Annotated in this window: 11 protein-coding genes; 1 reads left to right on the top strand and 10 read right to left on the bottom strand. The window is 40.6% G+C overall.

The annotated features are described in order from the left end of the window. Positions 1–321 precede the first annotated feature (321 nt). The 3 genes from J4861_RS09170 to typA form a co-directional block, all read right to left on the bottom strand. Complete coding sequence (locus J4861_RS09170) at positions 322–1,104, bottom strand: radical SAM protein (RefSeq protein WP_211817709.1); 783 nt, start codon at positions 1,102–1,104, stop codon at positions 322–324. A 132-nt stretch (positions 1,105–1,236) separates the two neighbouring features. Then, a complete protein-coding gene (locus J4861_RS09165) occupies positions 1,237–2,448 on the bottom strand; it encodes a DUF1810 family protein (RefSeq protein ID WP_036886406.1) in 1,212 nt (403 codons plus the stop codon). Between the two features lie 257 nt (positions 2,449–2,705). Then, positions 2,706–4,508, bottom strand: a complete 1,803-nt coding sequence (gene typA, locus J4861_RS09160; RefSeq protein WP_211817708.1) for a translational GTPase TypA — start codon at positions 4,506–4,508, stop codon at positions 2,706–2,708. Positions 4,509–4,712: 204 nt separating this feature from the next. On the opposite strand from typA, the gene rpsO reads away from it, so the two are divergent. Then, complete coding sequence (gene rpsO / locus J4861_RS09155; RefSeq protein WP_211793324.1) at positions 4,713–4,988, top strand: 30S ribosomal protein S15; 276 nt, start codon at positions 4,713–4,715, stop codon at positions 4,986–4,988. A 599-nt stretch (positions 4,989–5,587) separates the two neighbouring features. On the opposite strand, the gene J4861_RS09150 is transcribed toward rpsO, so the two are convergent. The 7 genes from J4861_RS09150 to J4861_RS09120 all read right to left on the bottom strand — a co-directional run bounded on the left by J4861_RS09150 (position 5,588) and on the right by J4861_RS09120 (position 12,586). Further along, entirely contained in the window at positions 5,588–8,023 is a 2,436-nt protein-coding gene (locus J4861_RS09150; RefSeq protein WP_211817707.1) for a C10 family peptidase, read from the bottom strand. A 112-nt stretch (positions 8,024–8,135) separates the two neighbouring features. Next, a complete protein-coding gene (gene folK, locus J4861_RS09145) occupies positions 8,136–8,546 on the bottom strand; it encodes a 2-amino-4-hydroxy-6-hydroxymethyldihydropteridine diphosphokinase (protein WP_211817706.1) in 411 nt (136 codons plus the stop codon). Between the two features lies 1 nt (position 8,547). Beyond that, positions 8,548–9,732: an S-adenosylmethionine:tRNA ribosyltransferase-isomerase gene (locus tag J4861_RS09140; RefSeq protein ID WP_013264503.1), complete on the bottom strand. Its 1,185-nt coding sequence runs from the start codon at positions 9,730–9,732 to the stop codon at positions 8,548–8,550. A gap of 21 nt (positions 9,733–9,753) precedes the next feature. Continuing rightward, positions 9,754–10,452 (bottom strand): tRNA pseudouridine(55) synthase TruB, encoded by a 699-nt coding sequence (truB, locus tag J4861_RS09135; protein WP_211817705.1) that lies wholly within the window; start codon positions 10,450–10,452, stop codon positions 9,754–9,756. A 21-nt stretch (positions 10,453–10,473) separates the two neighbouring features. Beyond that, positions 10,474–11,334: an undecaprenyl-diphosphate phosphatase gene (locus tag J4861_RS09130; protein ID WP_211817704.1), complete on the bottom strand. Its 861-nt coding sequence runs from the start codon at positions 11,332–11,334 to the stop codon at positions 10,474–10,476. Further along, on the bottom strand, positions 11,334–11,576 hold the full coding sequence (locus J4861_RS09125; protein WP_004360512.1) for a DUF3098 domain-containing protein: 243 nt from the start codon (positions 11,574–11,576) through the stop codon (positions 11,334–11,336). The genes J4861_RS09130 and J4861_RS09125 overlap by 1 nt, the downstream gene beginning before the upstream one ends. 131 nt (positions 11,577–11,707) lie before the next feature. Then, a complete protein-coding gene (locus tag J4861_RS09120; protein ID WP_021672882.1) occupies positions 11,708–12,586 on the bottom strand; it encodes a cell division protein FtsX in 879 nt (292 codons plus the stop codon). Between the last annotated feature and the right edge of the window lie 570 nt (positions 12,587–13,156).

The following is a 13,156-nucleotide window of genomic DNA, read 5'->3' as shown; positions in this document are numbered from 1 at the left end:
TTAGTTAGACCTCAAAAGGGCACCTTTTGCAAGTCAATAAGGCGTCTTTTAGAAGCCAAAAGAGCATGTATTGAGATTGTAGGAATAAGAAAAGTTATGACATTTCAGTAGGCTCTGTAGGCTTCTGGTAATGCAAGTAACCCTCAACTAAACTTAAAGTAATTTGTTTTATAAGTAAGAGAGACGGAGGATTTATACATTCGTCAAAATAAAATAGGCACATCAAAAGTGTGTCCATTATGTTTGGTTTATACTTTCGTATTGGATATTTTTCTATAATAGGAATCTTTCCGTGATAGGGATATTAAGAATAGAGAAACGTTAATATGATGCTGTGCAAGGGATTCCCAATGCGATGACACGATCACAGATAGCATCTAATTCTTCGCGTGTAGCCTTTTGCAGGTGCTGGTCGGGCGTCTCACGATCGATGGTGTAAATCATTACTTCACGGGGAGCAATCTCTTTGATTGTCTCAAGCCACGGTGCAACGAAGGCTTCGGTTGTGTTGTTAACATCATATCCGTCTTCAGTAGTCCCTTTCATAAACATTGTTTGGATAATTGTTTGTCCGTTGAAAGACTTGATATCTGCAATGATTCTTTTTACATCATAGGAAGGCTGCGTAGGACGGTCTACCTTATTGATATATTCAGCATTGATGGTATCGAGTTTCAGAATGTTATTGTCGACCTTTGATAGTGCTTCATGAATCTTCGGACGGTGGATAAAGGTAGAGTTACTGAGGACAGATATCTTAGCCTGTGGGCAATATTTGTTACGTAGGCGGATTGTGTCGTCAATGATTTCATCAAAGTGTGGGTGGGAGGTAGGCTCGCCATTACCTGCAAAAGTCAATACATCAGGGTGAATATTCTCTTGTTGCATCTCCTTTAACTTGGTTTCCAAAGCTTCCGCAACATGTTCACGAGTAGGGTGGGGCGTCTTTGTGCGGTGATCTTTGTTGAAGCCACATTCGCAATATATGCAGTCGAATGTGCATATCTTACCGTCTGCTGGCATCAAGTTAATGCCTAAGGAAATACCTAAACGACGGCTGTGAACTGGTCCAAATATAGGGGATGGATAGATAATCGTGCTCATTGAATATTTATTTTATAACAACAAAGGTAAGTATTTTTGCTGAATGTTCTGTTGTTTCTTATAAAAGAAAAGAAGAAAAAGAGAATGAAATCTTAATGTAAGAGGGATGTTTTGATAAGGTTTCTCCACGTTTTAGCCTATCTTTTTTATCGTATTGTGGTCCTTCTCACCATTGTAAAATGTTTTTAGAACTTCTGAAAAGATATCATTTGGACTAATAGCATCAAATAATGTCATTGAAGATTTTAGCTTTAAAGCATCAACATAACTGCCCATAAGTTGTTCTATGTTTCTGTCTTTATGTGTCAGTAGGGTGCAGGTTATCTCACGCAGTCGTTTATTCAAGCATGAGTTTGCAAGGAATGTACGAGTTTCGTCCGCATCAGCTAAGCCGTAATATTGTGAATAGCGACTATGTCCAAGTCCTTTTAGTTGTGGGAAGATAAACCATATCCAGTGTGAGGTTTTATGCCCTCGCTGCATTTCTTCCAACGCTCGTTGGTAGGTGTTGTCAGCATTCTGAGCCTTGATAAATCTTTCAATGTCGAAAGGGTCGGGAGCAAGTACTCCTATACTTTCTTCGAACTTATTGAGAATAGTGCGTAAGTATGGTGTTAGCAGTGCGTAACAATAGGTGGCAAGCTTTAGAGGAAGACCATAAAAAGCTTGTGCAATACTTCCAGCCATTGCTGCTATTGTGTCTGAATCACCGCCCAAGGAGACAGCAATACGTATCACGTCCTCAAAGTCCTCGCCTTCTAAAAATGCCCAAATAGCTGCTGGAACAGTTTTCTGACAACTCATAGCATCGCAGACAATGGAACGGATATGGTCTAACTGCAGGTTTAAATTATATTTGAAATTTGCCTCCACATAAGCTTTTATCTCTGTTTTTGATGCTCCTGTGCGTGCAAGATAGGTTGCGGAGGCAATTGCTTTGGCACCTTTTATACCTTCTGGATGATTATGAGTAACCTTTGCTGAGATAGTAGCAAGTCTTAAGGTCTCCTCTAAGCTCTGTGCATAGAAAGCAATAGGGCTTACTCTCATAGCCGCCCCATTCCCATAGCTGTTATAAGGTTTTGGTTGCTGATTGTACAGCCACCGCCTAAAACCACCGCCGTAACCAACGTAAGGATAACGTCTACCCAAGTCTTGCATTCGCAGTACAAGCCCTTCTTCACTGTGTTCCTTGTCTTCTGTTAGCCATTCTGCAACAGCCAAAGTCATCACAGTGTCATCTGTAAACCGACTCATCGGGGTAAAGAGATGAAAGTCTTTCTGCTTCTTATTGTTGAACTCATATACTGAGCCAATGATATCTCCAATGATTGCTCCTAACATAGCTAAAACCTTTATTTGCTTAGTGTTTTGTGGCAGAAGCAATCGACTTAACTTCTCTTCTGCTTTCTTTAGACACTACTCTTATTTATACTTGAGCTCTTTATTATCAAATCTACTTGTTAGATACAAAGATAAACAAAAAGTAGCATAGTAAGTAACCAATATGAATTATAATAAAAGTTATTCCTGTTTTAAGCGAAAAAAGACGGCTATCCGTTGTGGACAGCCGCCTTTCTAACTTATTATTAGTAAGATGTCTATTCTTTACTCTCACGCTTACGATCATTATGATCGAGCGTAATCTTACGCATACGAATGTTCTTTGGAGTTACCTCAACATACTCGTTGCCCTTGATGTACTCAAGACATTCCTCAAGACTCATCTCGGTCTTAGGGATGACGCGTGCCTTCTCGTCAGAACCAGATGCACGGACGTTGGTTAACTGCTTTGCCTTCGTAACGTTGATAACGAGGTCATTGTCGTGAACATGCTCGCCAACAACCTGTCCGCCATAAACTTCCTCACCTGAATCGATGAAGAACTTACCACGATCCTGCAACTTATCGATAGCGTATGCGTAGGCAGTACCAGCTTCCAATGCAATCATTGAACCATTTGTACGGCGTACGATTTCGCCCTTGAATGGCTGATAATCTTTGAAACGGTGCGCCATGATAGCTTCACCCTGGCTGGCTGTTAAGACGTTGGTACGCAGACCAATGATACCACGTGATGGTATTTCAAAGGTGATGTTCACACGCTCACCCTCAGCATCCATACCGAGAAGATCACCCTTACGACGAGTCACCATATCAATCATCTTACTTGAGAAATCTGTTGGTACGTTGATTGTCAACTCCTCAATAGGCTCACACTTCTGACCATCAATCTCCTTATAGATAACCTGTGGCTGACCAACCTGCAACTCATAGCCCTCGCGACGCATTGTCTCAATGAGGACAGAGAGGTGAAGTACACCACGACCACTAACAATCCACTTATCCATAGAGTCCTCCATCGGACGCACACGAAGTGCAAGGTTCTTTTCAAGTTCCTTATTCAGACGATCGCTAATGTGACGAGAGGTACAGAACTTACCTTCTTTTCCAAAGAAAGGAGAGTCGTTGATGGTGAAGAGCATACTCATTGTTGGTTCGTCAACAGCGATAGGTGGCAGTGGTTCTGGATTCTCAAAATCAGCAATAGTATCACCAATCTCAAACTTCTCTAAGCCAATTACGGCACAAATGTCGCCTGAATCTACGGCATCAGTCTTCTTATGTCCCATACCTTCGAAGGTATGAAGCTCTTTAATCTTAGTGCGTTCCTGTGTTCCGTCGCGGTGACAGATTGTAATATTCTGTCCATCTTTCAGTGTACCACGGTGTACACGACCAACGGCGATACGTCCTGTATAGCTTGAATAGTCCAAAGATGTAATCAGCATCTGTGGTGTTCCTTCAATCTGCTTAGGAGCAGGGATTGCCTTAATAATGAGGTCGAGCAGATATTCAATATTATCTGTTGGCTTCTTCCAGTCTTCATTCATCCAGCCATTCTTAGCTGAACCATAGACAACAGGGAAGTTCAACTGGTCTTCTGTAGCGTTAAGGTCGCACATGAGATCGAATACCATCTCATATACTTCCTCAGGACGACAGTTAGGTTTGTCTACCTTGTTAATAACAACAACTGGTTTCAAACCAAGTTGAAGGGCCTTTTGTAGCACAAAACGTGTCTGTGGCATAGGACCTTCAAAAGCGTCTACGAGCAACAAACAGCCGTCTGCCATGTTCAGCACACGCTCAACCTCACCACCGAAGTCAGAGTGACCCGGCGTGTCGAGGATGTTGATTTTTACTCCTTTCCAATTAATACTTACATTCTTACTCAGAATTGTTATCCCTCGTTCGCGCTCCAAGTCATTAGAGTCGAGAACTTCTCCGCTGTTGTCTTGTCCGTCACGGAAAAGTTTTCCAGCGAGCATCATCTTGTCAACCAAGGTTGTCTTACCGTGGTCTACGTGTGCAATAACTGCGATGTTACGAATATCTTGCATTTAAATACCTTAAAAAGCTTACGCTAAATTTATGCTGCAAAATTACGAATAAAAAATGGAAAACGTTTGTGGTTCCAATAAAAAGTTGTAACTTTGCACAGCATTTTCGGAACGTCCGATGCATTTGATGTCGTAACCCGTTGTGATTAAGGCGGCTAACGACGGAAAGATGTAATTGCAAATCACATTAATCAAAACAAAATTATGTATTTAGACAAGACAAAGAAGGCAGAAATCTTCGCACAGTATGGTAAGGCACAGAGCACAACTGATACAGGTTCAGCTGAGAGCCAGATTGCTCTTTTCTCTTATCGTATCAAGCACTTGACCGAGCACGTAAAGAAGAATCGCAAGGATTATGTTACAACTCGTTCATTGACACAGCTCGTAGGTAAGCGTCGTGCATTGCTCGATTACCTCTACGATCGCGATGTTGAGCGCTACCGTGCTATCATCAAGGCTTTGGGTCTACGTAAGTAAGACTTCTGAAAGCAAAAAAATAAAAGGTAAGAAAGTTAAAGTTGGTTTATCCATACTTTACTTTCTTACCTTTTTTCTTTGTCTCCTGCTACTATTGTTTTTGTTCTTAAGAGATAGTTTTGTTTCCTTTTTTATATTATCTCAATATTCTAAGTATTAGAATGTCCGTGTAATAGAGTTTTCTAAAAGTTTTTAGAAGGCTTGAATTTTCTTTACATTATCTCCTGATGTCATAGTAGAAAAATAGTAAAGAATAGTCTTTCTATGCGCCTTTGTAACTCTTTTATATTGAGGATGTTACAAGAATGGTTTGCAAAAGGTGCTTAATTGGCTTGCAAAAGGGCATTAATAAGACTTCAAAAGGGCACCTTTTAGAAGCCAAAAGGGCGTTAATTCGAGTCCAATTAAGCCTTAATAAAAATCGAAGCGGTGAAAAATATTTACAAAGAGATTGGTAATTATGGTATGATTTGCCTTAACAGAAAATCGGTCATCGCATATTATGAGATAATACACAATGACCGACTTGGCTTTTAATCTTTTTATTGGAGTTTGAAAACTCAATATTATCCGTATTTGTTATACAGATAGTCTCTTTCCTATTTCTTAATTACTTTCTTACCATCAATGATATAGATGCCTGCAGGGAGTTCTTCCCAAGTCTTTGACAGGCGAATACCTTGTAGTGTAAAGATATTTTTTGCGGTATTTTTGTTGTAATTAATTGAATTGATTCCTGTAGGATTTAACTCATTGATGGTGTTGAAGACATTGCGTAGTACAAGTGGGTTCCATGTATCTTGTCGTTGTCCGTCTCGCTCAAGCTCTAAATGTATTTCGTATGAATGGTTAGGTTCTAACTGAGAAGCAGAGAATGTGATACGTGTCTCGGCTGCATTGTTGTCTGCATCACAAGGGAGATAAACATTATGAACAGTTCCTAATTCAATCCACTTGTTACTTGTCAAATCGAGTAGACGATAATGGATTGGACCGCGGTAGCCATTTCTGATCTGATAGCCAGATACTTTAGAATGTACTTGCAGACTGATATTCTTTATCTTATTAAGTTGGAAGGTGCTGTAATTGGCGTATTTACCATCCGCATAGTAGTCGAGGAAAGTTAATTCGATATTTCCATTATTGACATAAGGTAATACTTCGATCTCGAATGGCTCTTTCATGTCAATAGGTATCTCTACTTCGGTTCCTTTTCTATTGGCTTTTATTGATAGTTTGACGTCATATTTGCCTCTTGGAAGATTCCCTAAACTTGGTTTGTTGTAATATAGTGGAAGCATATTAATGACAAAGGTAGTTCGTCCAAGACGTTGTGCAACAACGTTTGGAGTAAGTAGATAACCATTATATTCTTTCTTTGTCTCTTGATTTGTAAGTGTCATCACAAGCTCACCACGCACCTCTTCACGTCCAGGGTTATACATCGTGAAGCTGTATGCACCCTTAAATCCAGAACCCTCATAATAAGGTGCAAGTAGGCTTGGTGCCTTTTCAATAACAACTACATCCTTTGGGTTATTTGTATTGAGCTGTACTGCATTTGGAGTGAGTTTTACTTCTATCTCATTGGCGTGATTGATTGGCTTCCAGTCGCCGTGTTCTTTCGTCTTGGTATTGAGCATCTCAGAGAATACGGGTACTAAACGGTAGTTTCCGTCAGCAATACCCTTAAAGTTAATATCAGTAACATCAAAGGACATGGAAGTAAAGATAGATGCCCAAGTCTGGTCGCTTGCAGTTGAGTTGAAGATTTTTACTCGTTCGTTCTTGTCATTATAAAGGGCAAGTACAACCTTCCCAGTGAATACACCAAGTTCACCTTTCACCGAACTATACGAGCCTAACTTCTCAATCTTTGCACTGAAACTTTCAGAACGGTTTGCTTCTGTCTTGTCAATAGTGAGTGAAGTGGTGGTTCTTGCATCTAATCCGCGCTCTATATCCTTAAAAGGTGTAGCCTTACCGTCGTTAGGATGGGCAAAGACAACTGAGATATCGTCCCAGAATGTTCCACTATTGAGGGCAAAGCCTGAAACATTAAGGGTAACTATGTTGATGTCGAAGTATCCGTCGTTTTCACCTCCCCAGCCCCAGTTGGTGTGAATGAGGCCTTGCTCATCATAGCCATCATAAACAAAGGCATGAGGACCACCTACTACCAAGACAGGGTATCCGTCTGAGATTTCTTGCATCACCTCATTGAGGAAGTCATTGGCAGGAAGGAAGTTTTTGTCAAGATAACGCACGGTATAGTCGAACTTGTCGCGAAGTGCATTGCAAGCATATTGTAAGTTTGAGTCACTACCTCTATAATAGTATCTCATATTGACAGCCTTACCAATATCATACATCAATACGCCAACGGCTTGTCGAGAATGTTCCGTTCCCATCTCATTAGTCGTGTTCTTCATCTCATCCCACCAATAAGTAGCACTCTTCTTAGCATCATCACCTGTTGATGCTATATAATCTTGTGGTCGATTCTTAGGCCATTTATTGTAGAACATCACCTGTGCTGTGGCTGTTGCAACACAGCCAGTAGGTGTATGCTGACCATCACTTAGTGGGGTGTACTTATTGAAAGGGTCATACTGGCTCCACTTACAAGTAAGCAAGGGTTCTACCTTTCGTTTGATAGGACGCTGTGGGGTAGTAACTGTAGCTTTAGAACGCACTTCTTTTACAACACGTTCATATTCCTTTAAGAACAGTTTGAAGTATGGAGGCTGGTCGTTGGGGTTTTCTGTCATCTTATCTCCATAACCCACGAGCTCGTTGAGTTTACTTTCTCCAGAGATAATAACGAATTTCTTGTCGTTTGGATTTGTAAAGATGTAATAGGCTGGTTGCTCATTCGCTTGTGATGAGCGGGTTTTGGGAGTATCGTTCGATAGTTTTGGGTTGTTGATGTATTTAGCTGCAATACTCAAAGCACGCGCTTTAGTGATGGGTTCTGCGTTAGCAAGTAGAATGTTAGTAAACGCAGTTAGTACTAATAATAAAGTTCTTTTCATTTGTTTATCTTATTAGTCAAAATATTGGTTTGTTATATTTTATGTCAGGGTTGTGTAAGTTTGAGAACACTTAAAGCAAATAGATTTAGTTTATTTTATGACTTGAGACAGTCTAATCCTCCCATATCTCCTTTAAAGGAAGCATAACAAATTCACGCTCTTCCATAAGAGGGTGGGGAATGATAAGGTCTGGTTCATTGATATTTAGCTTGTCGTAAAGCAGGATGTCAATATCAATGATGCGGTCTGTATATTGTGCATTGATAGACTTTTTTACCCGCCCCATCTCTATTTCTATAGCTTGTGTCACCTCTAATAGCTGTCGAGGGGCAAGCGATGTTGAAACACATACACAGGCATTGAGGAAGAGATTAGGACTCTCAAACCCCCAAGGCTCCGTTTCATGAAAAGAAGATTGGCGCAAAACTGTGCCAATCTTTTTTTCTATCAATGCTATCGCCTCGTGCATAATAGCCTTTCTATTGCCAAGATTTGTGCCGAGGGATAAATAAACTATGTGCATATTAATCGTTGAGAATCAACAATGAGTCACCGAAGCAACCAAACATATAACCATTCTTTACCGCTTTGTCATATGCTTCCATCACAAGATCATAACCTCCGAAGGCTGCTGTTTCCATCAATAAGGTTGAATATGGGTGATAGAAATTAACCAACATAGAGTCAGCAAAGCCAAAGTTGTATGGAGGGAAGATAAATTCATTGGTCCAACCATCGTACTCTTTCAACATACCATCTGTACCAACGGCTGTCTCTGTAGCCTTAACAACACTCGCACCGACGGCACAAAGGCGATGTCCTGCCTGTTTAGCACCATTGGCAATACGACAAGCATCGGCATTGATGTGCATCTCTTCAGAATCCATCTTGTGCTTTGTAAGATCTTCTACTTCAATGTCATGGAAGTTACCTAAGCCACAATGTAAAGTGATGAATGCTTTCTTGATTCCCTTAATATCCATCATCTTCATCATGTGTTCAGAGAAGTGGATGTTTGTTCCTGGTGCAGAGACTGCGCCTTCGTTCTTTGCAAAGACTGACTGGAAGTGCTCCATGTCGTCAGCTGTTGCGTGTGCAAACTCTTCTCCATCCTCCTTTGGACGATTGTCAATGATATAACGTGGTAATGGAGCTTCACCCAAAGCAAACAACTCACGCTTAAATTCATCGTGCGGACAGTCGTAAAGGAAACGAAGTGTGCGACCACGAGAAGTCGTGTTGTCAATAACCTCAGCCACCATTGTGCCAGATTCGTCAAAGAAAAGCTTATTTCCGATACGAATCTTACGTGCAGGCTCAACCAATACGTCCCAAAGACGCATCTCCTGATTCAGTTCACGAAGGAGGAATACCTCAATCTTAGCATCAGTCTTCTCCTTTGTTCCATACAGACGAGCTGGGAAAACCTTAGTATCATTGAAGATAAAAGCATCGCCCTCATCGAAGTAATTGAATACATCTTTGAAGCGGATGTAGTCTTCTTCCTTAGGTTCACCATTGATCTCACCCTTAAACATGTCAATCTTTCCTGACTTACGGTGTAACACCATCAGTCTACCTTCGTCACGACGTGTAACAGTGAAGGTCTGTGTGCTGCCATCAGTACGTGTCAGTACACGCTCAGATGAATGTGGATATAAGGCTACCTGCTCTTTTGGTAAGTTGAATTTAAACTGTGAAAGCTTCATATTTTTATATTGGGGAGTTTATTATTTTTCTATTGTTTGTTGCTGAAGCCATGCTTCAAACTGGTCATAATTGACGCAGTCTTCCACTTTTACGTCTCCAACACGTGTGCGGCGCAATGCTGTAAGATAGGCTCCGCTATTCACAGCTCTGCCAAGGTCGCGTGCCAATGCGCGGATATAAGTACCTTTACCGCAGACCACACGAATTGATAGTTGCATCTTCTCTGCATCGAAGTCTAATACTTCTATCTCATCAATGCGAATGTTCTTAGGTTTTAACGTAACATCCTTACCTTTTCTTCGATAGTCGAAAGCACGCTTACCATCCACCTTTACAGCACTGTAAGTTGGTGGAATCTGCTCGATATCACCCACAAACTGAGGAAGTGTAGCGTCTATCAGTTCCCTTGTTATGTGTTCTGTTGGGAAGGTTTCATTCACCTCATGCTCCATATCGTAGCTCGGTGTGGTTGCTCCCAACTGAAGAGTAGCTGTATATTCCTTTGTGTGTGTCTGCAAGGTTTCAATCTGCTTTGTCATCTTACCCGTAGCAAGGATGAGTACTCCTGTAGCCAAAGGGTCTAAAGTACCTGCATGACCAATCTTTACTTTTCCGTCATTCGCCTGTGTACAAAGGTAACGTACGTGCGCCAATGCCTTGAAACTGGTGATTCCGTAGGGCTTGTCGATAGGGATGATTACTCCTTCTTTGAAGTTCATTAGGGCAATAAGTATATAAGATTAGTCAACCATATTCAGTGGAATATCACAGAGTAGCATTATAATAATGATAACGCCAACGATGATACGATACCAACCGAACCACTTGAAACCATATTTTGCAAGGAAACTTACAAACCATTTCATTGCCAATAGCGCAACGATAAATGATACAACACAGCCTACAGCGAGCATTATAAGGTTATGAGCAGACGCCCATGTGCTGTCACCTTTTAATAAATCAAGTAGGTCGAGTAGTGTTGCACCAGCCATAGTAGGTACTGCAAGGAAGAATGAGAACTCTGCTGCACGCTTACGTGTCAATCCGTTTGCCATACCGCCAACGATGGTAGCCATAGAGCGACTTGTGCCAGGTATAACCGATAAGCACTGGAAAAGACCAATGCTAAAGGCACGTTTTTCAGTTACTTGATTCTCTTCTTTTCCCTTATTGAACAGTTTATCGCAGTAAAGCATGAAGATACCACCCACAACGAGCATTATTGCTACAACCCAAACTGAGTCGAGCAGCCAGTCAAGTAAACCACTTTTCTTAGCTGCTAAGCCAATGATAACAGCTGGTAGGACACCAATGAACAATAACCAGTAGAAGCGGATTGGGTGAATAATCCTTTTGAAAGTACAAGTTTCATCAACAGGCACTGGGGTATGATCGATTTGGAAAAAGCGTTTCCAATATAAGCATACGACAGAGAGGATAGCACCAAACTGGATGATGAAGGTAAAGGCATGTACAAAATCGTCACCTGATGGTACACCTAAAAGATTTTGTGTAATAATCATGTGACCCGTAGATGACACAGGAAGGAACTCCGTTAGCCCTTCGACAATAGAGATAATAATCGTTTGTAAAAGTGTCATTATTCCTCCACTTCTTTAGTTTCTTTCGGCTGATAGAGAATAGCACCAATGATAGAGATAAAACCAATAAAGGTAACAATGGGCGCTACCTTGATGTGACGGGCACTGAAGATGTCTGGATCAAATACGGTTTCAGTAGATGTTCCACCACTCATAAGGATAAAGCCGAGAATAACAACGGCTACACCTATAGCCAACAAAATAAAGTTGGTCTTACCAAAAGCTAAATTTCTTTTGTCCATATTCTATTTTTGAAGAGTTCAAGGGGCTGAGATTGAGAAGTTAAAGAAGTTAGTTGGAATAATGAGTTTTTCTCTTTTCCATCTACAAGAAACTTTTACTCTCTTATCTTTTCCCCTTTTTACTGTTCCTTTTAAATCTTATATAAGTCACCTGCCTTCATGCGCAGGAACTTGTTTACTGACAGCCATGCGCAGAAGGTTGCAATAATCACACCAAAAGCTAACATTACGATTGCTGTGATAATCAATGCATCCCATGACAGTAATTTCGTAATCTCTGGTTCCTTTTCGTACAGGAGACATATTCCGATACCCAAGACTGCAATTGCCAATAGGGCTGAAACCAATCCTTCTAATACCGCACGGCGCAAGAATGGTGCACGGATAAAACTCCATGAACCACCAACAAGTTTCATCGTGTGGATTGAGAAGCGATGTGCATAGATACTCAATCGGATAGTGTTGTTAATCAGAGAGAATGATATGATGGTGAGCAATACAGCAATAACCAATAATACCAAACTAATCTTACCCAAAGTTTGGTTTACACTTTCTACCAAGCTCTGTGGATAAGTGATGTCACTCACACCACGATAGGTACGCAACTGCTGAACAATATTGCGGATAGAGTCATTGTTAGCATAGTTAGCTTTCAGCTGTACTTCTATCTCACCCGTAAACGGATTCTCACCTGCAAATTCGGCAGGGTTGGCACCTAATTCTTTAGTTCCATCCTTCAACGCTTGCTCTTTACTGATAAAGTTCAAGCTGTTGATATAATGCAAGGTGCGAATACGCTCGCAGAGAGCAGTACTCTCTTCCGTATTCATATCGGGTTGGAGAATCATAGTGATAGTCAGATTCTCCTTTACATAAGAACTAAGATTGCGACTGGTAAAGCCTGTAAGTACAACTATACCAATCAGCATCAGTACCATAGCTGTACTGATACATAGTGTGACAACCTGCAGGCTATGACGACTGCGGGCTTTGTTTCTTTTTTTTGCCATTTCTTTAATAAGGTATAATACACCAAAGTTGTTGCAAAGATACTGCAAAATAAGGTAACGACAAAGGAAATTATGCTTTATTTAGAGATAAAAGATGAAACTTGTGAACATATTACTATGGAAGGGAAGGTAGGGGAGTTATGCTCGAAAGTTTTAAAACAATTACGTTGTGTTTTTCCTTCAACCGCTATAGGGATATCTAATGTCTCCTTTTTAAGCTAATAAGTGGGCATTGTCTCAAGGTGATAATTTTCTATTTTGTAATAAAAAACTCATACTTGAAAATTAAAAGATGCTCTTTAAGGCTCTTAAAGACGCCCAATTAGCCTCTAAAAGGTGCCCTTTTGAGGTCTTATTAACGCCCTTTTGAAGTCCAATTAAGCACCTTTTGCGCTGCTATTTTGTAACTATCTGATTTGTATTAAGTTACAAGGGTGTTAGAAAAGGCTGTTTTTTGTCTTTTTAGACGAATGTTTTAAGAAATAATGTAAATAATTTTCGCGACTCTTGTTGTGGTGATAATACTGTTGTATGTCTTCATAAAATATTCACAAATCGTATGTGCTTTGC

The organism is Prevotella melaninogenica, from assembly GCF_018127925.1.
In the GTDB taxonomy this organism is placed as follows: Bacteria; Bacteroidota; Bacteroidia; order Bacteroidales; family Bacteroidaceae; genus Prevotella; species Prevotella melaninogenica_C.
The sequence above is the reverse complement of the archived record's forward strand: the minus strand, read 5'-3'. Positions and strand labels throughout refer to the sequence as shown.